This is a genomic window from Agrobacterium sp. rho-8.1 (assembly GCF_033957725.1).
Classification (GTDB): Bacteria; Pseudomonadota; Alphaproteobacteria; order Rhizobiales; family Rhizobiaceae; genus Agrobacterium.
Genome location: NZ_CP192788.1, coordinates 2470248 through 2491727 on the forward strand (window position 1 = coordinate 2470248; position 21480 = coordinate 2491727).

Annotated in this window: 22 protein-coding genes; 12 read left to right on the top strand and 10 right to left on the bottom strand. The window is 58.4% G+C overall.

What is annotated here, in order from left to right; genetic code table 11:
- Positions 1 to 11: 11 nt before the first annotated feature.
- The 3 genes from RMR21_RS12235 to RMR21_RS12245 form a co-directional block, all read right to left on the bottom strand.
- Positions 12 to 974, bottom strand: a complete 963-nt coding sequence (locus tag RMR21_RS12235; protein ID WP_498668272.1) for a 2-hydroxyacid dehydrogenase — start codon at positions 972 to 974, stop codon at positions 12 to 14.
- 69 nt (positions 975 to 1043) lie between these two features.
- Positions 1044 to 2066: a LacI family DNA-binding transcriptional regulator gene (locus RMR21_RS12240; RefSeq protein ID WP_498668273.1), complete on the bottom strand. Its 1023-nt coding sequence runs from the start codon at positions 2064 to 2066 to the stop codon at positions 1044 to 1046.
- A 121-nt stretch (positions 2067 to 2187) separates the two neighbouring features.
- On the bottom strand, positions 2188 to 2697 hold the full coding sequence (locus RMR21_RS12245) for a MarR family winged helix-turn-helix transcriptional regulator (protein ID WP_498668274.1): 510 nt from the start codon (positions 2695 to 2697) through the stop codon (positions 2188 to 2190).
- 78 nt (positions 2698 to 2775) lie between these two features.
- On the opposite strand from RMR21_RS12245, the gene RMR21_RS12250 reads away from it, so the two are divergent.
- From RMR21_RS12250 to RMR21_RS12260, 3 genes are all read left to right on the top strand, one after another.
- Positions 2776 to 3600 (top strand): creatininase family protein, encoded by an 825-nt coding sequence (locus RMR21_RS12250; protein ID WP_498668275.1) that lies wholly within the window; start codon positions 2776 to 2778, stop codon positions 3598 to 3600.
- 78 nt (positions 3601 to 3678) lie between these two features.
- A complete protein-coding gene (locus RMR21_RS12255) occupies positions 3679 to 4809 on the top strand; it encodes a CobW family GTP-binding protein (protein ID WP_498668276.1) in 1131 nt (376 codons plus the stop codon).
- Positions 4810 to 4978: 169 nt separating this feature from the next.
- Entirely contained in the window at positions 4979 to 5971 is a 993-nt protein-coding gene (locus tag RMR21_RS12260) for a WD40 repeat domain-containing protein (protein ID WP_498668277.1), read from the top strand.
- 125 nt (positions 5972 to 6096) lie between these two features.
- Here the strand turns inward: RMR21_RS12260 and RMR21_RS12265 are convergent, their stop codons facing one another.
- Positions 6097 to 6390, bottom strand: coding sequence for a hypothetical protein (locus RMR21_RS12265; protein ID WP_498668278.1), 294 nt, complete (start codon positions 6388 to 6390; stop codon positions 6097 to 6099).
- Positions 6391 to 6640: 250 nt separating this feature from the next.
- Here RMR21_RS12265 and RMR21_RS12270 point away from each other — a divergent pair, with 250 nt between their 5' ends.
- The 4 genes from RMR21_RS12270 (at position 6641) to RMR21_RS12285 (ending at position 10934) form a co-directional block, all read left to right on the top strand.
- On the top strand, positions 6641 to 7804 hold the full coding sequence (locus RMR21_RS12270; protein WP_498668279.1) for a hypothetical protein: 1164 nt from the start codon (positions 6641 to 6643) through the stop codon (positions 7802 to 7804).
- 333 nt (positions 7805 to 8137) lie between these two features.
- On the top strand, positions 8138 to 9946 hold the full coding sequence (locus RMR21_RS12275) for a methyl-accepting chemotaxis protein (RefSeq protein WP_498668280.1): 1809 nt from the start codon (positions 8138 to 8140) through the stop codon (positions 9944 to 9946).
- Positions 9947 to 10047: 101 nt separating this feature from the next.
- On the top strand, positions 10048 to 10731 hold the full coding sequence (locus tag RMR21_RS12280; protein ID WP_498668281.1) for a GNAT family N-acetyltransferase: 684 nt from the start codon (positions 10048 to 10050) through the stop codon (positions 10729 to 10731).
- Positions 10728 to 10934, top strand: coding sequence for a hypothetical protein (locus RMR21_RS12285; RefSeq protein ID WP_498668282.1), 207 nt, complete (start codon positions 10728 to 10730; stop codon positions 10932 to 10934). Before RMR21_RS12280 ends, RMR21_RS12285 begins: the two co-directional genes overlap by 4 nt.
- Before the next feature lie 555 nt (positions 10935 to 11489).
- Here RMR21_RS12285 and RMR21_RS12290 read toward each other — a convergent pair.
- The 4 genes from RMR21_RS12290 to RMR21_RS12305 form a co-directional block, all read right to left on the bottom strand.
- On the bottom strand, positions 11490 to 12005 hold the full coding sequence (locus tag RMR21_RS12290) for a hypothetical protein (protein WP_498668283.1): 516 nt from the start codon (positions 12003 to 12005) through the stop codon (positions 11490 to 11492).
- Positions 12006 to 12094: 89 nt separating this feature from the next.
- Positions 12095 to 13198, bottom strand: a complete 1104-nt coding sequence (locus RMR21_RS12295) for a nickel/cobalt transporter (protein WP_498668284.1) — start codon at positions 13196 to 13198, stop codon at positions 12095 to 12097.
- Entirely contained in the window at positions 13192 to 13839 is a 648-nt protein-coding gene (locus tag RMR21_RS12300; protein ID WP_498668285.1) for a DUF1007 family protein, read from the bottom strand. Before RMR21_RS12300 ends, RMR21_RS12295 begins: the two co-directional genes overlap by 7 nt.
- 93 nt (positions 13840 to 13932) lie before the next feature.
- The gene (locus RMR21_RS12305) at positions 13933 to 14826 is read right to left on the bottom strand and encodes a LysR family transcriptional regulator (RefSeq protein ID WP_498668286.1); all 894 of its coding nucleotides are present in this window, start codon (positions 14824 to 14826) and stop codon (positions 13933 to 13935) included.
- Positions 14827 to 15368: 542 nt separating this feature from the next.
- Between RMR21_RS12305 and odc2 the strand changes: the two genes are divergently transcribed.
- Both odc2 and RMR21_RS12315 read left to right on the top strand, forming a co-directional pair.
- Positions 15369 to 16502, top strand: coding sequence for an ornithine/lysine decarboxylase (gene odc2 / locus RMR21_RS12310; RefSeq protein WP_174153977.1), 1134 nt, complete (start codon positions 15369 to 15371; stop codon positions 16500 to 16502).
- Positions 16503 to 16723: 221 nt separating this feature from the next.
- Positions 16724 to 17290 carry a GNAT family N-acetyltransferase gene (locus RMR21_RS12315; protein WP_498668287.1) on the top strand — a complete coding sequence of 189 codons (567 nt, stop codon included), beginning with the start codon at positions 16724 to 16726 and terminating at the stop codon, positions 17288 to 17290.
- Positions 17291 to 17358: 68 nt separating this feature from the next.
- On the opposite strand, the gene RMR21_RS12320 is transcribed toward RMR21_RS12315, so the two are convergent.
- Complete coding sequence (locus tag RMR21_RS12320) at positions 17359 to 18060, bottom strand: tellurite resistance TerB family protein (RefSeq protein ID WP_498668288.1); 702 nt, start codon at positions 18058 to 18060, stop codon at positions 17359 to 17361.
- Between the two features lie 99 nt (positions 18061 to 18159).
- On the bottom strand, positions 18160 to 18798 hold the full coding sequence (locus tag RMR21_RS12325) for a 2-dehydro-3-deoxy-phosphogluconate aldolase (protein ID WP_498668289.1): 639 nt from the start codon (positions 18796 to 18798) through the stop codon (positions 18160 to 18162).
- Positions 18799 to 18949: 151 nt separating this feature from the next.
- On the opposite strand from RMR21_RS12325, the gene RMR21_RS12330 reads away from it, so the two are divergent.
- From RMR21_RS12330 to trhO, 3 genes are all read left to right on the top strand, one after another.
- A complete protein-coding gene (locus RMR21_RS12330; RefSeq protein ID WP_498668290.1) occupies positions 18950 to 19438 on the top strand; it encodes a CYTH domain-containing protein in 489 nt (162 codons plus the stop codon).
- Complete coding sequence (locus RMR21_RS12335; RefSeq protein WP_498668291.1) at positions 19422 to 20330, top strand: CHAD domain-containing protein; 909 nt, start codon at positions 19422 to 19424, stop codon at positions 20328 to 20330. The genes RMR21_RS12330 and RMR21_RS12335 overlap by 17 nt, the downstream gene beginning before the upstream one ends.
- Before the next feature lie 101 nt (positions 20331 to 20431).
- A complete protein-coding gene (gene trhO, locus RMR21_RS12340) occupies positions 20432 to 21376 on the top strand; it encodes an oxygen-dependent tRNA uridine(34) hydroxylase TrhO (RefSeq protein WP_498668292.1) in 945 nt (314 codons plus the stop codon).
- Positions 21377 to 21480 lie beyond the last annotated feature (104 nt).

The window sequence follows — 21480 nt, forward strand, 5'->3', positions numbered from 1 at the left end:
CGATCGAACCTTCACACCTCAACAGGCGTTTCCGGCACCGGCGTCACCACCTTGCCGTTGGTCACCCACCCCAGCACATTGTCCGCCACCAGATCGGCCATGGCATTGCGCGTCGGCACGGACGCCGATGCCACATGCGGCAGCAACGTCACATTCGGCAGAGACAGGAAGCCCTCCGGGACCTTCGGTTCTTCGTAGAACACGTCGAGACCAGCAGCCCCCAGCGTGCCGTCCTGAAGCGCCGCCAGCAGCGCGTCTTCGTCCACGCTGGAGCCACGACCGACATTGATGAACACCCCATTCGAGCCGAGTGCGGCCAGGATGTCGGCATTGATGGCCTTGTGCGTTGCCGGCGTGCCTGGCACGATGCAGATGAGGATATCGACAGCCTCGGCCATCTCCTTCAGCGAACCGTAATAGGTGTAGGACAACTCATCGCGCTTGCTGCGCGTGTAATAGCCGATCTCAAGCTTGAACGGCTCCAGCCGCTTGGCGATTTCCTGGCCGATGCGACCCATGCCGAACAGGCCGACCTTGCGGCCGCGCAGCGAAAACGGTGAAAGCGCGAACGGCCCTTCGGCCACCCATTTTCCATCGCGAAGATGTTTCTCAGCCTGATAAAGGCGCCGGACCGTGCTGATCAGCAGGGCAATCGTGGTATCGGCCACCTCGTCGTTCAAAACGTCGGGCGTGTTGGTAACCACGATGCCGCGAGAAGCGGCGTGCTTCACGTCCACCCCATCATAGCCGACGCCGAAATTGGCGATCACCTTCAGATTGGGCAGCGCGTCCATCCATTTGGCATTAAAGCCGCCGGTGACGGCAACAGCCGTCACGCGCTGCGCATCCACAGCAGAGAGTGTCGGCTCTGGTCCCGCCGGTGCCTTGATGACCTCCACCTTGCCTTCGAAACGCTCGAGAACACGAGGATGGATTTTTCCCGGAACGAGAACCACGGCTTTGCTGTCTGACATGCTTTTGTATCCTCCTGCGATGCATGAGGCCAAGCTAACCGATAGGGTTACAAAGCGGAACCCAAAAAGCTACTTGCGCGGAACGCAGGGACTGGTGGACTGACGAATGCGCATTTCCGGCTTGATGAGGTGGATACCATCCGGCTCGTGGCTGCCCGCCAGCCTGTCCAGCAGCGCACGCGCAGCCAACCGTCCCACTTCCGCCTGACCGTTGGAAACGGTCGTCAGCGCCGGTGTCGCAATCGCCGCCTCTTCCAGGTCGTCATAGCCGGTCACAGAAATATCCTTGCCCGGCACGAAGCCGGCACGGGAAACGCCGTTCATCAGGCCGATGGCGACAAGGTCGTTCCAGCATACGGCCGCGGTCGGCTTTTGTGGCAGCGACAGAAAGTTCACTGCAGCCTCGAACCCTCCCTGCTTGGAGCGTGCGCCGGGAATGCGCAGGTTCGGGTCCACCTCGATGCCAGCCTTGCGTAACGCATTGACGTAGCCCTGATAGCGATCACGACCGGTCGATGTCTGGTCGGTACCGCCCACCATCGCAATGGTGCGGTGGCCAAGGCTGATCAGGTGGTTGGTGGCAAGCGAAATCCCATAGCTGTCATCGCCCCGGAAGGTCGGCATATCCACCCCATCCATGGAGCGCGCCACCAGAATGGCGGGCATGCCGTTTTCCTCGGCCAGTGTCATGTCTTCCAGCGGCGTGCCGATGGCAGGTGACATGATGATACCGTCACTGCCCAGCTGCAGCAGCGTCTCAATGAAGGTGCGTTGCTTTTCCACGGAATCGTAGTGGTTGGACAGGATGAAGGTCTGGCGACTACGATCCAGCTCGCTTTCGATGGCTTTGAGGATTTCGCCGTAGAACGGGTTCATCACATCGTGGAACACCACGCCGATAATGCCGGATCGTGAGGTGCGCAGGCTGGCGGCGCGGCGGTTGTAGATATAACCCAGTGCGCGGGCCTGTATCTTGATTTTCTCGCGCGTGTCGACCGCCACCAGCGGACTGTCGCGCAATGCCAGCGATATGGTCGCGGTGGAAAGCCCAAGGCTTTCGGCAATGGTCGATAGTTTGATTTTTTGCGCCACAGGTCCCTCCCACAGTCACGCAAGCCGCCTCCGCAGCCTTCAAATTGTGACTAAACAATTTAAACAAAGCGCGCAACAATTTTAAGGGGTTAAAGGCGATCGTAGATCGAAATTCAAAAATTTAATCGATTGATTCAAATGATTGCAGGTTCGCGTCGATGGTCCGCAGCAGCTTGACCACCGTTTTAACCTCCTTGGCGGACAATCCATCCACGGCGCGGGCGTTGCAGTCGGCCAGAGACGTGTTGATGTGCTCGACGCTCTTCAGACCTGCCTCCGTCAGCTTCACCATGGTCAGCCGCCCATCACCGTCGTCTGCGCTGCGCTCGACAAACCCTTGCGCTTCCATCCGGCCGATCGTGCGCGTCATGGTCGGCGCCTTGACGCCGAGCTTCTGGGCAATCTGCCCCGGCGTCATGCTTCCTTCCTGCGCCAGCGCAAGGATCACCCCGTCCTGTCCTGCATAAAGACCGCTGGCGGAGAGGTTGTGGCTGAGTGCCGTGCGCATGGAGCGCGCGGCCTGCGTGATGGACTGGGCCAGCTCTTCCGGGTTGAAAGACACGTCCTTCTTTTTGCCAGACTTGGCTTTCTTCTCGGACTTGTTCTTTTTGGCCAGCTTATCCTTGCTCATCAGCAAATGCCTTTCCTGAAGCCCCGGACGACGATATGTTCTTGGTAACACTTAACGAATGCACGCGCAGATCGCCAGATGTCAGACACATATACGCATATTCACGACAATAACGTAACAAGTGCGCCCTCAGCGCAAAACGAGATCGTCAGCGTCCTGCCTTTAGGGGCGCACGAACAGCACGGACCTCACCTGCCGTTCGAAACGGATACGCTGATCGCGCAAGGGCTGGTGGAGCGATTGAAACAGGCGCTTGCTTCGTCCTCCCCCATCCATTTCCTGCCCACCGAACCTGTCGGATACTCCATCGAACATATGGACGTCACCGGCACCAAGACGCTTGCCTTCGATGAAGCCGTCCAGCGCTGGCTTAAGATCGCTGAAGCGCAGCGCGATAAAGGTATCCGCAAATTCGTGATGCTGAACGCCCATGGCGGTAATTCTCCGCTGATGACCATCGTTGCCACCGAAGCGCGGGTGCGGTTCGGCATGCTCGCGGTTGCTACCAGCTGGACCCGTTTCGGCATGCCGCAGGGCGTTGTCTCACCGGAGGAAAAAGCCATCGATATCCATGGTGGCGACATCGAAACCTCCGTCATGCTGGCCTTGCACCCGGAGCTGGTGCGGATGGAGAAAGCGGAAAATTTTCCGTCGAACCAGTCGCAATTTGTCCGGCGCTTCACACACCTGCGCGCCTATGGCCCGCATGCCTTCGGCTGGCGCATGGCGGACCTGAACCCGCAGGGCGTGGCAGGCAATGCAGCCGCCGCAACGGCTGAAAAGGGTGAGGAGATCATCGCCCATGCGGTCGCAGGCCTGCTCGAGCTTTTAGAAGACGTCTGCGCCTTCGACATGAATTTGCTTGAAAGCTCGGATCAAAAATCTTCGGCAGATTCTCTTTGAACTCATTCCGCCACGCGCCTATATGAACGGCAACACATTCAAAGCCGCATCGCGGCCCATTCTCTTCAGAGGTTTCTCATGACCGAAGCAGCACCAACCATCAAGCCGATCCCTGTTACCGTGTTGACGGGCTATCTGGGCGCGGGCAAAACCACGCTTCTCAATCGCATCCTGTCGGAAACTCATGGCAAGAAATACGCCGTCATCGTCAATGAATTCGGCGAAATCGGCATCGATAACGATCTCATCGTCGAATCGGACGAGGAAATCTACGAGATGAACAATGGCTGCGTCTGCTGCACCGTGCGCGGCGATCTCATCCGCGTGGTAGAAGGCCTGATGCGCCGTCCGGGCCGCTTCGATGGCATCATCGTCGAAACCACCGGCCTTGCCGATCCCGTCCCCGTGGCACAGACCTTCTTCATGGACGACGATGTGCGCGCCAAGACAGAGCTCGACGCCGTCATCGCGCTGGTGGATGCCAAGCACCTGCCGTTGCGCCTGAAGGACAGCCGCGAAGCCGAAGACCAGATCGCCTTTGCCGATGTCGTGGTCATCAACAAGACGGATCTCGTGACGCCACAGGAATTGGCCGTCATCGAAGATGTCGTGCGTGCCATCAACCCGTCTGCCCGCATTCACAAGACCACCCGCTCCGGCGTCGACCTCGCTCATGTGCTAAACCAGGGAGCGTTCAACCTGGAACGTGCGCTGGAAAACGATCCGCACTTCCTGGAACAGGAACATGACGACCATGTCTGCGGCCCCGATTGCGGCCACGACCACAGTCATGATCACGGGCATGACCACCATCATCACGACCATGACCACAGCCACGGGCATGATCACGACCACGATCACGCGCACCATGACCATGGGCACCAACACGCCCCCTCGCCGATCCACGACGTCACGGTACAGTCCGTGTCGTTGCGCGGCGGCGAAATGAATGCCGACCGCTTCTTCCCATGGATTCAGAAGGTCACGCAGACCGATGGACCGAAAATCCTGCGCCTGAAAGGCATCATCGCCTTCAAGGACGATGCCGAACGTTACGTCGTTCAGGGCGTGCACATGATCATCGAAGGCGATCATCAACGGGCATGGAAAGACGGCGAGAAGCGCGAAAGCCGCCTCGTTTTCATCGGTCGCGATCTGGACCGCGAGAAGCTGGAAAACAGCTTCAACGCATGCGTCGCTGCGGCCTGATATAAAGGTTTCATCATCCTCGGGCTTGTCCCGGGGATCTGACCACCTCGCCACCGTCGGGAGTCTTGAGATGCTCGGGACACGCCCGAGCATGACGACGGATACGAGCGCACGGTCTGCGGAACCTCCCGCAACCCCATAAAACAAACCACGGAAAGACCCGATACCCATGCCCACCGTTGCTCCTCTTGACCTTGAAGGCCACGTCGTCGCGACGCATTTTCTGGGCGAAGTACCACTTTTTGCCACCGCCTCCGGCAGCATTCATCGGCTGGATGGTGGCGAAAAGGTTGTCGAAGCGCATCAGGGCCTGCTCACCTGCATCCGCGATCCCCACAGCGCCACCCTTTTGACCGGCGGCGAAGATGGCAAGGTGCTTCGCATCGGCCACGACGGCTCCGTCACTGAGCTTGCCCATGTGCCGCGCAAATGGATCAGCGTCGTTGCAGGCGGCCCTCAGAACGCCATCGCCTATGGTGTCGGGAAATCGAGCTTCGTGCGTCTGGGCGACGGTACGGTCAAGGAATTCAAGGAAGAGCGCACCGTCGAGGCCATTGCTTTCGCGCCAAAGGGGCTGCGCATTGCCGCTGCCCGCTACAACGGGGTCACGCTCCACTGGGTGGCAAGCGCTGGCGACCCGATCGATCTCGACTGGAAGGGTGCCCACACCGGCGTCACCTTCTCGGCAGATGGCAAATTCCTTGTCACCACCATGCAGGAAAACGCCCTGCACGGCTGGAAGATGGAGGCGACCAAGGGCGGCATGGAAACGCGCCACATGCGCATGACCGGCTATCCCGCCAAGGTGAAATCCATTTCCTGGTCGCACAAGGGCAAGTGGCTGGCCTCCTCGGGCGCACCGGCAGCCATCGTCTGGCCCTTCGCCGGAAAAGATGGCCCGATGGGCAAGGCCCCGCTGGAGCTTGGCACACGCGCCAACATCATGGTCACACACGTCGCGTTCCATCCGCTGGACGAAGTGCTGGCCATTGGTTTTGCCGACGGCATGATCCTCGGTGTTCGCATCGCCGACCAGAAGGAAGCGCTGCTGCGCCGCCCAGGCAAGGGTGCCATCACCTCGATGGACTGGAGCAACAACGGCAACCTGCTGGCATTTGCATCCGAAGCCGGCGACTGCGGCATCATCGACATCACGGCCTGATCCCATCGACATAGATGTATGCACGAAAAAAGGGGAGCTTTTCAGCTCCCCTTCCGCAACAGGGTCAGCAGATAATTGCCCGTTTCTGCGCCATGCATTGGGGATCAGGCGCAGAAGAGGTTGCCCTAGTGGCGACGCTTCTTCTTGTTGTAACCACGGTCGTTGTCGTTGCCGATACCATCGACCGATGTAGTGTTGCCGTTCAGAACGCCGTTCAGCAAACCTGTCTTGTTGCCGTTCAAAATGCCGTTGCCGGACAGGATGTTGCCCACCCCGAGATCGACGCTGGGCGCTACTGTCACTAGCCCGCCCTTGTTGCTGTTGCCGGAAAGAAGGCCACCCAGCAATCCGCCGGCATAGGCAGGAGCCATGGAAGCAACGGTAAGAACAATCGTAGCACATGCGATTTTCGTCAGCATTTCTCTCTCCTCTGATCTGTGAAACAACGCCGTTTGGCGTGGTTGAACAGTACAATTAGGATTATCTAATGCAAGTAAATGCTAATGTTATAATAAACCGTTAAGCCTAATATTCGTAAATTGAATAAAACGCTGCGGAAGTGCTGATATCGAACTGGTTTCCGCCTCGCCGTTCGTGCCGCCGCAGATCAGTATATGTTATTAACCATCTATCTATAAGATATCATTCAATTAGATATTGGAGATGTTGATGGTTTCCCGCATCGTGGTCGCGCTGCTTGCATGGAGTGCCGTCGCACAAAGCGTCGGCGCCGAACAGCGCGTCACCTATCAAGCAGAAACGAGCTACGACACCAACTATTTCAGCGACATCAACAAGATCGCGGTTCTCAGCCTGCGCAGCAGCATCGGTGTCGAAGGCGAGACCAAGCGTGAAGGCACGACATTCGGCTATTCCGTCCTTCATCAGGAGGTCCGCGTCCCGCGCTATGGTTTCGCCGATGAGCACAACAGCTCCGTCTCCCTTTCCCTGTCGCACACAATCTCCGACAGGCTGGAATGGAGCGCGCAGATGCGTGGCACGCGCAGCGATGCGGGCGACATCTTTTTCAAACTGTCCGATGAGGTGATCGGATTTCGCCGCCTCGATCACAAGCTCGATCTCTCGACAGCGGCCACGCTCACGGCGCTTGGCGGCAAGAATACCGTCACGGCCAGTTATACGAGCCTCATGAAAGGCAAGGCACGCTTTCGTCCGGCCTATTTCCTGCCTGCAAGGCTGGAAGCCAACGAGGCGCTGCTGGGCCTGAAAGCCGACCATGTGCGAGCGCTGGCGGGAGGCGAAGTCGGCCTGACGCTTGCCTACAATACCAGCATCATACCCGGCGATCAGCAAAAGACCTATGAGCGTTTCCCTGCGACCAACCTGCGCGGTTCGCTGGCCTATGGCCGCAAATTCGGAGACAAACTCGCCATTCTCATGGAAGCAGGCGTCACCACGATTTCGGGCGACGACATCAGCGACCAGGTCAAGCGTGTCAGGCCCTATCTGCGCGCAGAAGCCGAATGGGCGGTCAATGATCGGCTGGCCTTCGGTGCGGGCTTTTCGCAGGATTACGCGCTCTACGATCTGGATGATCCCCTGGGCGAGTTTCAACGCCGCTGGAAGGCCGTCATGAAAACCAAGCTCACCAGCACGCTGGGCGTCGACGTCTCCTTGGAAAGATCGCAGAAGGACTGGATTTTCTACGATTACGAAAGCAGCGAAAGACGCCTCGTCGCAACGCTGGCGCTCGATACCGGCAAGGACCGCAAGCTCGAACTCGAATTTTCCCGCCTGCTGCACGACGAAGACGATGGCGATGCCGCCTATCGCGGCAGTGCCGTGTCGTCGCGGTTCAGCGGCAGTTTCTGACGCGAAAGGTCACACAAAGTTGAAAGGCGACAGGTCATTTTAACTCAAATTTAAAAGGAAAGCATAATTTAGAAAAAACTACATTAAAACAATGATTTAGATCTTTCGATCTCTTAATGGAAAATAAATAGCTGGTGGTGAAATATGACCCCGCAAAGCTTGTTGTGAACTGTTCGACAGCCGCCTCGTTATGCCAACATACATACCAGTGATCTGGAGCAAGATAGGCGGCCGTATGGCAGCTTGGCTCGAAATCATTCAATGCCGCCGGTTTTCGGCAGATGATACATTCCTATTCCCCAAGCCACGCGCTCCGTCTCTGGAACTTTCGCAATGAAATTGTCAATTTCCGCACTCGTCACCGCAACCGGCGTCGCTCTGGCCACCGGCGTCATCCTCACCCTTCTGACCGGCGGATATGCGCTGGACAAGCTGAAGGTCAACGGTCCAATCTATCAGGAAATCGTCGATAGCAAGGATCTGATCGCAGACATCCTGCCGCCGCCGCTCTACCTGATCGAGACCTATGCCCTGACAAACGAGGCCGCGCTCCACCAGGACCGGTTGGCAAAGAATGTCGAGCGGATCAAGGTGCTGAAAGGTCAGTATCAGGAACGGCGTGAATACTGGAAGACGACAACGCTACCAGACACGCTGAAGCAGAAGCTGCAAAACGATGTGCTCATCAAGGGCGACGCCTTCTGGACCCTTCTGGAAACAGATACCCTTCCAGCGCTTGCATCAGCAGACGCAGCGAGGATCACCACCTCATTCAACGACCTCAGCACGGCGTTCCATACGCATGAGGATGCGGTCAACCAGTTGGTGGACATGGGTACGGTCTATGGCAAGGCGAAGGAAACCGAGGCTGCCGCACAAACCACCTTCCTGCAAGACACCAATTACATCCTGGGCGGCTTGCTCATCATCCTGTCCATTGCAACCACCATCTTCCTTCGTCGTCGGGCCATCACGCCGATCACCCAGATCACCCAGACCATGACCCACATGGCCCAAGGTCACCTCGACGAAGCGCCGCCACACCTCAAGCGTCACGACGAAATCGGCGCCATGGCGCGCGCTTTGGCGATCTTTCGGGATGCGGGTCTGGCCAAACGCCAGCTTGAAAGCGAAGCCGAGCAATCGCGCCTGGCAACCAACGAAGAGCGTGAAAACCGTGAAAAGGAACGTCTGGCGGAAGCAGATGCTCTTCGCTTTGCCATCGAGGAACTGGGAAGCGGCCTGAACAACCTGTCCAATTGCGATCTGAGCAAGACGCTTGATCGCCGCTTCGACGCCAAATTCGAAACCCTGCGTCAGGATTTCAACGCCTCGGTCCTCAATCTTCAGTCCACGCTTGGACAAATCCTGGCCGAAGCCGATCACCTGCGCGGCCAGGGCCACCAGATGAATGGCGCCGCCAGCGATCTGGCACGTCGCACCGAACAGCAGGCCGCGGCTCTGGAAGAGACAGCCGCCGCGCTGGAAGAGGTGGCTTCCACCGTCAAGACATCGACGGCACGCGTCAACGAGACACGCGATCTGGTCAAGCAGGCACGTGTGTCCGCCACCCAGTCCTCGAGCGTCGTCAACGAGGCAATCTCGGCCATGCAGCGCATCGAAAGCGCCTCGGGCGAAATCAAGTCCATCATCAGCGTCATCGACGAAATCGCCTTCCAGACCAATCTTCTGGCGCTGAATGCCGGTGTCGAGGCTGCGCGCGCCGGTGAAGCCGGCAAGGGCTTTGCGGTGGTCGCACAGGAAGTGCGTGAACTGGCGCAACGTTCCGCCAAGGCATCCAAGGAAATCCGCGATCTCATCGGCAAATCCGGCGTGCAGGTGGAAAGCGGCGTCAGACTTGTTCAGTCCACCGGCAATGCGCTGACCGATATCGAGGATTTCGTCTCACGCATCGACACCAACATCGACAGTGTCGCAACCGCCGCCCGCGAGCAGTCCACCGGCCTTCAGGAAATCTCAAGCAGCGTCAACTCGCTCGACCAGATGACCCAGCAGAATGCGGCCATGGTGGAAGAAACCAACGCGGTCAGCCAGACGATTGCCGAAGCCACCACCTCGCTGTCGGCCATGGTCGGCCAGTTCAGGCTACAGCCCGCCAACACCACGCGCCGCGCCGCCTGATGCCATTTTCGCAGACAACAGGGGATGCCCCGAACCCAATCCCCTGTTGTCTTTACCACCCGCCTACCGTAAGTCTTTTTCGTCATTTTATGAGGAAAAGAATGCGCGATCTCAGCCAGTTCAAGGGATGTCCGGCCCCGCAACCAGTCACGCTCGACGGTCGTCTCGTGACGGCCGCGCCGTTTGAGCGGGCACAGCACCTCGACAAGCTCTGGAACGCGCTGGGTGGTCTTGGCATAAACGACCTGTTGAAATATTTTCCGCAGGACGGCTTTTTGAACTCGCAAGCCTTCGGCGACTGGATCGAAGGCGCGCAGACCGCGTTCGGTTGGGTTACCCTGGTCTTCATCGAGAACGCCACAGACGATGTCGTGGGGATGGCAAGCTATATGCGCCCCGACCCCAAGAACGGCGTGGTCGAAGTCGGCTCGGTCGCCCATGGCGCGGCGATGAAGCGCACCGCCCTTGCAACCGAAGCGCATTACCTCATGGCACGCCACGTGTTTGATGACCTCGGATACCGTCGTTACGAATGGAAGTGCCACAACGAAAACGAAGCGTCCAAAGCCACCGCCAAACGCTACGGCTTCCTGTTCGAAGGCGTCTTTCGCCAGCACATGATATCCAAGGGTGCCAATCGCGATACGGCATGGTTCTCGATGATCGACGGCGAATGGCCAGTGCTGCGACAAGCCTTCGAAACATGGCTCGCGCCAGAAAACTTCGGCCCCGAAGGCCTCCAGAAACACAAGCTCGAAGACATTCGCGCAGGCCTGTCCGCATGAACAGCAAAAGCATATCGGCCGCCATCGCCGCCATCGCCATCGTTCTGGGCTTCGGCATGCTGTTCTACCTCATGCCGACCATCACGCTCTGGCTGGCAGAACGCTACTCAGTCTGGGTCGCCGCCGTCTTCGACACCGTGGCCGTGCTGGCATTCTTCCTGATCTTCTGGCTGCGGGCGCGCTATCAAAGGCGCAATCGCTAACTAAAGCGACCATATCGGAAGCGCGTATCCGGTAAACAGACCGTAGATAATGCCCCAAATAAACGCGCTGACAACTGACGTGTTGATCCGCTGCATTCAGGGAGATGTATATATCTGCTGCACTCAAGAGCGCAAATGGAACGACAAGCAAAACGAGGGCCGCAGAGCCAAATATAGAAACAAAGGCGAAGACCGCCATGATGAGGGCCAGCACGGCCCCTCTCACAACACGGCTACGGGTCACACTGAAACGAGGCTCAAGAGGCTGGTCTGAACTCGAAGCGTCGTTGCTGACTCCAGATGAAGCGGGTGCCAGATAAAATTTGCGGATGTAATATTCGATGACCATGCCGACGAGAAAGGCAACACCGATACATGCCGTGGCGATCAGCCAACGTTTGCCATAGGTGAAACCCGACTGAACATCACCATCGAATATACGGTACCCAATAACAAAGCCCAGCGCTTCGGTTGCGATTGCGCCGAACTTGGCAGCATTTCGTTTTGTTAAAAGACGATTTACCAGAGATGGTTTTCCCTCTGCACGCACGACCATCAAGAAAAAAATCCGAATAACAGAGCCAGGCAGAAACCGGAGAACGTCCAGCCAATCAACGATCCAACGCCGTATCTTGTGCTTGCGTTGAAGGTAGTGAAGACACTTTTGGCTAACCAGAGAAACAGCAAGACAATAAAAGCTTGCACGGTCCATTCCCCTACGAGAAAAAGCATCGCGACTAAAACAATCAGCGCTGTTGGCACAAATAGCCCGTTCTCGATCCGTCGATATTCCTCGTCGGTGCGGTCTCGTTTCAAACGGCGCTGGAGAGACAAGCGTACTTTTTTGATAGCGGAACCGAATTTGGCAAAGATGGGTGCGTTGATCAATCTGGATAGGAGATGATCGCTAATCAGGCCCAGAGCGAAGGCCGTCCACAAGCATACCGTCATCAAAAGCCAAAATTCTGCATAGTCCGACAAGGGAAGACTTTTACCGAAAACGGCGAGACCCAAGACAATGCCGAGCGCGGTGCTGGCAATCGCGCCGAACTTGAAAGCATATTGTTTCACCGACCCCTTGCTAACCACAGCGACCTCGCCTCTTCACTCAAGCACAACCTAGAGCTTAGCGGGCAATAATGGTAGCGGGAAATCGCGACCTACGCCTGAAGTGAAGCGCCCAACAAAGCCAGGCCCATCAGCATCACGACGAGTGCCCCTGCAATCTCGATGCCGTTGGCGAGTCTCATCGCTCTGGTGCTACCGGAACCGGCATACCGCACGGCGATATCCTTGGCTTTGACGGCAAGGCTTGCCAGAGCTGTGACGGTGATGGCAGTACCCAGCGACATGGCGAGCACGGAAAGAATGCCGCCCAGCAGCAGGCCGTTCAGCACCGAAAAGCTCATGACGATGATGGCGCCGGAACAGGGGCGTAAGCCGACGGCGATAATGGCCGACCACGCCTCCTGCAAGCTGAAGTCGCGCGATTGCAAAAGCGATGGGTCCGGCGCATGGGCGTTGCCGCAGGTGGTGCAAACCTCGCCATTGCCGCTTGGGGCGTGATCGGCAAAGACCGGTTGACCCTGAAACCGCAGACCTGTGCCCATGCCGGTTCTGACCGGTGCTGTTTTCTCCTCGACCGACGAAAAGCGGCTGGTGTTGAGTGCCATCACGGGGGATGGGCCGGGCTGTTGCACGGCCACCACCGAAGCGGGCTCGCGAGCTCTCACGAAGCTGCGCAGCTTACGAAACAACAGCCAGGCCCCGAACAGCGCGACCATGGCGAAGCTGGCAATTTCCATGGCCTGGGTGGCCTTGGTCATGGTGATGGAGGTGCCGCGCAAGACCAGATAGGCGGCACCGACCAGCGCGATGGCGACGGCACCTTGCAGCAGTGCCGAGATGAAGGAAATGAGGATGCCGCGCTTGAGCTGGATTTCATTGGCGATCATATAGGACGAGATGACCGCCTTGCCGTGGCCGGGGCCTGCCGCGTGGAAGACGCCATAGGCAAAGGAAAGCCCGATCAGCGACGTCAGTGCCCACGGGTCTTCCCGCATCGCCTTCAAGGCACCCGTCAGCGCCCGGTAGAAGCTTTGCTGGTGTACGTTGATCCACTGAAAGAACGGACCAAGCGGCCCACCCACCGAGATAGACGGTTCGGCGGACCCGATCCCCAACGGAGATTGGGCATGCGCCACGGTAATAGCAGCCGCTAGCAGCCCGCATGCGATCACGAGGCTGGAAGACTTCCTCAGCATGTCAACTCCAGCCGGGTCGCAAAGAGTTTGGTCATATCCGTGCCCGTGGGATCGTTGAAGAAGGCATCCGTCAGATTGTTCTGGTTCTGGGCAATGATTTCATCGGGGTTGGGGCGCACCACCGTGTGCTTGCACGCCGCCAGATGCGTGCCCTTGACCACGATATCGCTGTCCTTGGCGAAATCGATGGCCGTGTACATGGTCGGGTCCCAGGCCCCGAAAGAGAGTTTTCCCTTGGCTGGCATGGGGGTCTTCGGCCTGACGGAAAAGAACATCAGGATTTGATTGTCCTTGTAATCGACGTGAATGGCTTCGGGCTTGTCGACATCGACGCTCTTTCCGTTGACGGACAGGAAGGTGTAGTAAGAAAACTCGGCCAGAGATTCGACGACCGTCTTGCCGATTTCCGCCAACTCTTCCTTGTCGAGCTTGGCATCGCTGTTCTTGTCGTAGTCGAGCACGACGCTGGCCGAAAACATTTCGTCGAAACGCCAGATGTTGCGCACTTCCTGCACGTTGCCGTCAGCTCCCTCGATGACTTCGAGCCGTGCTTCGGCAAACACATGCGGGTGGGCCATGGCCGCAACCGGGGCAAGACAGGCGGCCAGGCATGCAGCCAGTGGCAAAATCGCGTTTTTCATGAATGTCCGTCTGTCCGATGAAAGAATCTGTTGACCGACTCTAGCGCAAATTGGGACCGAATTTCGACCCCTCGGTCAGGACCATGCAAAGGCTCACGTGTTCTTTTTGAACCAGCCGGTCAGATAGTCTACGAAACTACGCACCTTGGCGGGGAGATAACGACGATGCGGATAGACCGCGTAGATGCCACGATCGCGTGAAATGTAATCATCGAACAGGGTCACAAGTTCGCCCGAGAGTATGTAGGGCTTGGCGATGAAATCGGGCACGATCGCCAGTCCGAGGCCCGATCGGGCCGCACGAAGCGTCGCCTGCGGGCTGTTGACTTCGATGGGACCGGTAATCGCCACCGAATTCGTGCCACCGCCAGGCTCGAAATAACGAATGTGATTGTGGAAGCGGGAGTTCGTATCCACGATGCAGGGCACCTTGCCGAGATCCTGTGGCGAATTCAGCGGACCGTACTGCTCGACAAAAGCGGGGGTGGCCACGGCATAGACCCGAAAATCGGCGAGCTTCTTGGCAATCATGCCGGAATCTTCCAGCTTGGTGATGCGGATCGCCATATCGAAGTTTTCCTCGATCAGGTCGACAAATCGATCTTCGGCGACGATCTCCAGCGAAAGCTCCGGGTTTTCCTTGGCAAAATCGATCAGGCTCTGGCCAATATCGGCATCGATAAAGGTACGAGGCACTGAAAGCCGCAGCTTGCCCTTCAGGTCTGCATTGTTTTCGCGCACGAGGTCGGCGAGATTATCGATTTCCTTCAGGATGTCGGCTGCGGTGCGATAATAGGTATGTCCCGCTTCGGTCATCGAAAACTGTCGCGTGGTGCGGTTCAAAAGCAGCGCACCGAGATCGTCTTCCAGCTCGCGTACATATTTGGACAACAGCGCCTTGGAACGCCCGGTCTTGCGGGCGGCAGCGGAAAATCCTTCCGCTTCGACAACATCGATAAAGGCCCTGATACGGGTGAGAGTGTCCATCGAAGACTCCAGTTTGTTCCATATAATTGAACGATCGACCGTTAGCGTTCAAGAATAAAATGATTTGCCGAAAAAATCCGCATCATGATGAAAATTTCCCTTGATTATGACTGCGAATATTCCTATCTCCCGGTTGCCCAAAGTCGCACGTGCCCATGTGTGTCCGCCGGACCCTCGATGTGGTGAGGAGTTTGGTAAGGTACCTGGAATTAACCCCTCCAGTCGCTATTCCGGCCAACCGGGAAATGCGAGGACATATGAAGCAACGACGGTGCGGGCCTTTCTGGTTCTCTGCCGGCTTTCCATCAGCCGGGGTACTAAAGAGGCACACCATCATTGCCGTAAGTGCGGTTGGGGATGATTCCCGCCAATCCCATGGCAGACAAAGCCGAATAATGCTCTTGGCAGGGCGTTGTTCACATTTGCGCCTTGAGCGTATGCGATTGATTCCGCGTCTCCACCGGCGGATCATACTGCATATCTTGAGCGCCCTTTGTCCTCTGGATTTTATCCAGAGCCGGAACATTCGAGGGAATACAACGATGACGACTGCACGCATCATTGACTTCATCAAGACACGCCGCCCCGAAGGCCCATGCCTCGTGGTCGACCTTGAGGTTGTGCGCGATAATTTCCATGCGTTCCGGCATGCTCTGCCAAACAGTGCGATCTATTATGCCGTCAAGGCAAACCCGGCTCCTGAGATTCTCAAGCTGCTCGCCGATATGGGCTCCAACTTCGATTGCGCCTCCGTGGCTGAAATCCAGATGGCGCTCGACGCAGGTGCGACCTCCGACCGTATCTCCTACGGCAACACCATCAAGAAGGAACGCGACGTTGCGCGCGCCTTTGCACTGGGCATCGATCTCTTCGCCGTGGACAGCCATGAAGAAGTGGAAAAGGTGGCCCGTGCAGCCCCTGGCGCCCGCGTATTTTGCCGCGTTCTGACCGATGGCGAAGGCGCCGAATGGCCGCTGTCGCGCAAGTTCGGCTGCGTACCGCAGATGGCTGTCGACGTTCTGGTCTATGCCCATCAGCTGGGTCTGGAGTCCTACGGTGTGTCCTTCCACGTCGGTTCGCAGATGATGAACCTCGACGCATGGGATGCGGCTCTTGGAGATGCAAAGCGCGTCTTCGCGTCGCTGTCCAAGCAGGGCATCCACCTGCAGATGGTCAACATGGGCGGCGGCTTCCCGACGAAGTACCTGCGTGACGTGCCTGCTGCCGAAGAATACGGCCATGCCATCGACACGGCGCTGCGCAAGCACTTCGGCAATCAGATTCCGCGCACCATCATCGAGCCTGGTCGCGGCATGGTCGGCAATGCCGGCGTCATCAAGGCGGAAGTCGTTCTCGTCTCGCGCAAGTCCGACAACGACAACCACCGCTGGGTGTTCCTCGACATCGGCAAGTTCGGCGGTCTGGCCGAAACCATGGACGAAGCCATTCGCTATCCGATCCGCACCGAGCGGGACGAAGACGCGATGGAACTCTGCGTTCTGGCCGGCCCAACCTGCGACAGCGCCGATGTGCTGTACGAGAAGAACATGTACCCGCTGCCGGTGTCTCTGACCATCGGCGACGATGTTCTGATCGAAGGTACAGGCGCCTACACGACCACCTACTCCGCGGTCGCGTTCAATGGCTTCGAGCCGCTGAAGTCCTATGTGATCTGAGTGAGCGACGCCTGTCTGGGGGCAGGCGTCAATCTTTAGGATCCTCCCGTTCCGGCTTGGCCATCCACGCTCAGGCGCAAACCATGCCCGCGTTCAGGCGCAAGGAAAGTTTGCCGCACCTCTGTCCAGCCGAGGATAAGGCGTGGTCTGACGGGCCGGAACGGTTTCACATTTATTTTAGGGTGCCGCTTTCGTGGGCGGCTTGGTAACGGGAGGCCGGGATGGCCGCTGTTCTCAATTCTGTACGTGCTTTCTTCACACCACAGACATTTCATATCGATGCGGAAAATCCCGGCGATACGGTTGCCCGCGAGAACCTGCTGGACCGCGTCATGGGCGCCGGTCGTCGTCGCAAATCGTCCGAGAAGCTGCGCGCCGGTCGCGTACCGGCGCAGGGCCTGGCACTGGTCGCGCGCGATGCCGATGGCCACGTGATCGGCACTGTCCGCCTATGGAACGTCGAAGCAGGCGTCACCCGCGAGGGACGTCCAGTCTCTGCGCTTCTGCTCGGACCGCTGGCTGTCGATTGCGCCCATGAGGGCAAGGGCATTGGCTCGGCTTTGATGCGTGCGGCCATCACCGAGGCTGCAAGGCGCGAGCACGGCGCGATCCTGCTGGTGGGCGACGCGCCCTACTACGAGCGCTTCGGCTTCTTCGCGAGCCAGACCCAGCATCTCGTCATGCCCGGACCGTTCGAGCGTTCGCGCTTTCTGGCGCTGGAACTGAAAAAGGGATGGCTGGACGGCGCCGCCGGCATGCTGGTTGCCAGCGGTCGCAAGCTTTCCTGAGAAGGGTCGAGGCGGAGCAAATAACAGGCAGAGAGGGCTTGCGGCATAGGCCGAGCCCTCCCGCATGATCAGACCTTGGCGGCAGAAACCGTCGCCTCGATATGCTCCACCAGCGCATCCGGCAGACCAAGGCGACCCGCCAGAAGGTCGAGATAGCCGCGCTCGGCACGGCTGTCGGGTTCGATGGTCAGGCGCGAGGCCGTATAGATCTCGACCTTCTGCTCTTCGGTCTGCGCCGCCGATACGAGCGCGTCGATATCCAATGGGTCGGCCAGCTCCTTTTCGATGAAGGCTTCCGCCTCGCGGTCGAGTTCCGAAACCTGCAATTTTTCCATGATTCGCGCGCGCTCGGCAGCGTCGATATGGCCGTCAGCCTTGGCGGCGGCAATCATGGCCTGCACCAGCGTCAGCGCAAAATTGTTGGAAAGCGTCGGAGACTGCGGATGAAAGGGCGAATCGACCGGTGGCGGCAAAAGCTCCTGCGTCGGCTGTGGTTGCTGCACGGCCTGCGGCTTTTGGCCGGACTGATAATTCTTGTAGGCGAGATAGCCCAGACCTGCGATGGCGGCGATGCCGCCCACGGCTGCGGCGTTGCCCGCCAGCTTGCGCCCGGTCTTGGTGCCGAAGATGGCGGCGGCGATGGCACCGGCCTTCATCGGATTGTTCTTCGCGATCTGGGTGGCCTGCCCTGCCCTGTCCCGCACGCTTCCCGACAGGCCCGGTACGTTGGAGCCCAAAAACTGGTCTAGAAGCTTTTTCGCGTCGAACATTCAAATCTCCTGTTTTGTTCACGATCAACACAGGAGATAGGAAGTGCGGCGGAGAATACAAATGGCAGGCAGGTTCACGCCGTCGTGAACACGCCCGCGTCAGCCGCGAAGAGCGAAGGCCTCAGCCGCAAGTTTGGTGATGCCGTCCCAGTCACCGGCAGCGATGAGGTCCTTGGGCGCAACCCAGGAACCGCCGACGCAGACGACGTTCGGCAGAGCCAGATAGTCCTTGGCGTTCTTCAACGATACGCTGCCTGTGGGACAGAACATGACGTCCGCGAGCGGAGAGGACAGTGCCTTCAGGTAAGGCGCACCACCGGCCTGTTCGGCGGGGAAGAATTTCAGAACCTTGTAGCCCTTGTCACGCAGATGCATGACTTCGCTGGCGGTCGCGGCGCCCGGCAGAAGCGGCACCTTGGAACCCTTGGCCGCTTCCATGACGCTCTTGTTGACGCCGGGGCTGACGATGAAGGTTGAGCCTGCCTTGACGGCGGCGTCGAAATCCTTGCCGTTGAGAATGGTACCGGCACCCACATGAGCACCTTCGACCTCATCGGCCACCGCGCGGATCGCATCCAGTGCGGCTGGAGTGCGCATGGTGATTTCGATGGCTTTCAGGCCACCGGCAACCAGCGCGCGCGCAAGCGGCACGGCCGAAGCGGCGTCTTCGACGATGAGAACAGGTACGACCGGCTGGAGTTTCAGGATGGAAAGCAGCTTTTCATAATCCTGGGCCACGACGGTGTCTCCTCTATTGAATCGATTGAATTGCGCAATCAATTACCGCGCAAAGCCTGACCTGTCGAGGCAAAACGAAATATTTCAGTTTCATTGCTTTTTCATGACAGTGGCTTGCGCTAGGGTGCCCGAAAATCAGGCAGGGCGTTGAATGGCAAAAGAAATCGAACGCAAGTTTCTGGTGGCAGATGAGAGCTGGCGCGAAGAAATCGTCACGCGGACCCGGTTTCGTCAAGGCTATATCGTGTCTCTGGACGATCGCTCCGTTCGTGTGCGGATCAAGGGCGACGATGCCGCTACGCTGACGATCAAGGTCGGCACCAATAGTCTGGTGCGCGATGAATACGAATACGACATTCCCGTCGCAGACGCCGAGGAACTGTTGAACTCCGCTCCCGGCTTTATCATCGAAAAAATCCGCTACACCGTCGAGCACGAGGGCTTCGTGTGGGAGGTGGACGTGTTCGATGGTCTCTACAGAGGTCTTGTCGTGGCCGAGGTGGAGTTGAGCGCCGAGACAGACCAGCCTGCGCTGCCCGCATGGATCGGTGAGGAGGTCACCGGCGACCACCGTTATTCCAACCAGCATCTGGCGACGGATGATCTCAGCACCGAGCTATGCCATGTCATTCCGGATTGATCCGAAAAAACCCTTCACTGACGAACTGCAGCGGGCAGGCGTGGAACTGATCGATGACGCCATGTCGGCACTGTCGCATCAGCCCGATGGCCCGCATGCCGCCGTGCATGATGCCCGCAAGAAGTTCAAGCGCCTTCGCGCCCTCTATCGCTTCGTGGCAGATGAAGACCCGAAATTCCGCAAGGCCGAAAACATTCGCTTTCGTGATATAGCCCGCTCGTTGTCGCAGGCCCGTGAGGCCGCGGCACTGGTGGAAACCATCCATCACCTCCAGCAATTCAGCCGCTCGGAAGCCGAAACCCAGGCGCTTGCCTCTGCCCATGATGCGCTGGCCGAGCGGCGCGATGCGATGACCAGCGATAACGGCGATCTCCCCGCACGCATTGAAGCGGCGCTGACCGAATGCGAAAAGGGCAAGCACGCCTTGCTGCAACTGTCCCTGCCCTCGGGCAAGAAGACGGCGGCAAAGCGCATCAGGCAGACATGGCAAAAGCAGCGGAAGAAAGCGCTGAATGCCGTCAGCCAGTGTCACGACCAAGCCCATGACGAGGATTTCCATGACCTGCGCAAGAGCGGCCAGGTCTACTGGATGCATCTGGCGCTGATGCGCAGGCTGTGGCCTTCGGCCATGCGCGCCAAGAAGATCGATACCAAACGTCTGGTCGATCTGCTCGGCCACGAGCACGACCTGTCCGTGCTGGCAGCGCTTGCAAATCACGAGCCGGAGCGCTTTGCAGGGGGCGATACGCTCGCGCTGCTGCGGGAGGCCATAATCCACCGCCAGCAGGCGCTGCGACAGGAGTGCCTCGATCTGGCCGACCATGTGTTCGCCGAATCCGCCAAGACCGAAAGCCGCATCGTCGGACTCTTGTGGGAACACGCGGCGACCTGACCGATATCGCGTGGTTTTGCCGAATTCAAATCGTCGTGGCCATAAGGCAGACACGCGAAATATGATTGCGCAAAAGCCCATCTGGCTGTATTTCAGCCGCCATGACCGACACCTCTACCCTACCCCGCCCGGAAGCCGCCGGTGATTATCTCGTGGCTGCGCTGTATCATTTCGCCCGCTTTGCACGGTTTGAAAGCATGCGCGTGCCGCTGTTTACGCTGTGCCAGCAAAACGGCGTCAAAGGCACGCTGCTTATAGCTGCGGAAGGCATCAACGGCACGATTGCAGGCACCGATGCGGGTGTCGGAAACGTCCTGGCCTTTCTGCGCGCCCAGCCGGAATTCGCCGCGCTGGAGCACAAGGAAAGCCGCGCTTCCAAGATGCCCTTCGTGCGCATGAAGGTGAAGCTGAAGCAGGAAATCGTCACCATGGGCGTGCCGGATATCGATCCGAACCAGATCGTCGGCACCTATGTCGATCCGAAGGACTGGAACGCATTGATTTCCGATCCCGATACGATCCTCATCGATACGCGCAACGATTACGAGACCGCTATCGGCCTGTTCAAGGGCGCGGTCGATCCGCAGACCAAGACGTTTCGCGAGTTCCCCGATTGGGTGAAGAACAATCCCGGCCTGCACGACAAGCCGAAGATCGCCATGTACTGCACCGGCGGCATCCGCTGCGAAAAGGCCACCGCCTTCATGAAGGATCAGGGCTTTGACGAGGTCTACCATCTCAAGGGCGGCATTCTGAAGTATCTGGAAGAGGTGCCGGAAGAAGACAGCCTTTGGGAAGGCGCCTGCTTCGTCTTCGACGAGCGCGTGTCCGTGGTTCACGGCCTGGCTGAAGGCGACCACCAACTCTGCCACGCCTGCCGCAACCCGATCACCCCGGAAGTTCGCCTGTCGCCAAAGTTCGAGGAAGGCGTCTCCTGCCCCAGCTGCTACGACGACCGCACCGAAGAAGACCGCCAGCGCTTCCGCAACCGCCAGAAACAGATCGATCTGGCGAAGATGCGCGGCGAGAAGCATATCGGCCGGTGATTGTTTGGTCGGAGGGGATCGCACTGGCTACCTCTCCCCTTGTGGGAGAGGAAGAAAAATCATGATCTTGGCTGAAAGCTAAGTCATAGATTTTTCAGGTGAGG

Excerpts from the sequence above, each read along its gene's own strand:
- RMR21_RS12235 (WP_498668272.1), bottom strand. The coding sequence starts at position 974 with ATGTCAGACAGCAAAGCCGTGGTTCTCGTTCCGGGAAAAATCCATCCT.
- RMR21_RS12245 (WP_498668274.1), bottom strand. The coding sequence starts at position 2,697 with ATGAGCAAGGATAAGCTGGCCAAAAAGAACAAGTCCGAGAAGAAAGCC.
- RMR21_RS12250 (WP_498668275.1), top strand. The coding sequence starts at position 2,776 with ATGTCAGACACATATACGCATATTCACGACAATAACGTAACAAGTGCG.
- RMR21_RS12255 (WP_498668276.1), top strand. The coding sequence starts at position 3,679 with ATGACCGAAGCAGCACCAACCATCAAGCCGATCCCTGTTACCGTGTTG.
- RMR21_RS12260 (WP_498668277.1), top strand. The coding sequence starts at position 4,979 with ATGCCCACCGTTGCTCCTCTTGACCTTGAAGGCCACGTCGTCGCGACG.
- RMR21_RS12265 (WP_498668278.1), bottom strand. The coding sequence starts at position 6,390 with ATGCTGACGAAAATCGCATGTGCTACGATTGTTCTTACCGTTGCTTCC.
- RMR21_RS12270 (WP_498668279.1), top strand. The coding sequence starts at position 6,641 with ATGGTTTCCCGCATCGTGGTCGCGCTGCTTGCATGGAGTGCCGTCGCA.
- RMR21_RS12275 (WP_498668280.1), top strand. The coding sequence starts at position 8,138 with ATGAAATTGTCAATTTCCGCACTCGTCACCGCAACCGGCGTCGCTCTG.
- RMR21_RS12280 (WP_498668281.1), top strand. The coding sequence starts at position 10,048 with ATGCGCGATCTCAGCCAGTTCAAGGGATGTCCGGCCCCGCAACCAGTC.
- RMR21_RS12285 (WP_498668282.1), top strand. The coding sequence starts at position 10,728 with ATGAACAGCAAAAGCATATCGGCCGCCATCGCCGCCATCGCCATCGTT.
- RMR21_RS12295 (WP_498668284.1), bottom strand. The coding sequence starts at position 13,198 with ATGCTGAGGAAGTCTTCCAGCCTCGTGATCGCATGCGGGCTGCTAGCG.
- RMR21_RS12300 (WP_498668285.1), bottom strand. The coding sequence starts at position 13,839 with ATGAAAAACGCGATTTTGCCACTGGCTGCATGCCTGGCCGCCTGTCTT.
- RMR21_RS12305 (WP_498668286.1), bottom strand. The coding sequence starts at position 14,826 with ATGGACACTCTCACCCGTATCAGGGCCTTTATCGATGTTGTCGAAGCG.
- odc2 (WP_174153977.1), top strand. The coding sequence starts at position 15,369 with ATGACGACTGCACGCATCATTGACTTCATCAAGACACGCCGCCCCGAA.
- RMR21_RS12315 (WP_498668287.1), top strand. The coding sequence starts at position 16,724 with ATGGCCGCTGTTCTCAATTCTGTACGTGCTTTCTTCACACCACAGACA.
- RMR21_RS12320 (WP_498668288.1), bottom strand. The coding sequence starts at position 18,060 with ATGTTCGACGCGAAAAAGCTTCTAGACCAGTTTTTGGGCTCCAACGTA.
- RMR21_RS12330 (WP_498668290.1), top strand. The coding sequence starts at position 18,950 with ATGGCAAAAGAAATCGAACGCAAGTTTCTGGTGGCAGATGAGAGCTGG.
- RMR21_RS12335 (WP_498668291.1), top strand. The coding sequence starts at position 19,422 with ATGTCATTCCGGATTGATCCGAAAAAACCCTTCACTGACGAACTGCAG.
- trhO (WP_498668292.1), top strand. The coding sequence starts at position 20,432 with ATGACCGACACCTCTACCCTACCCCGCCCGGAAGCCGCCGGTGATTAT.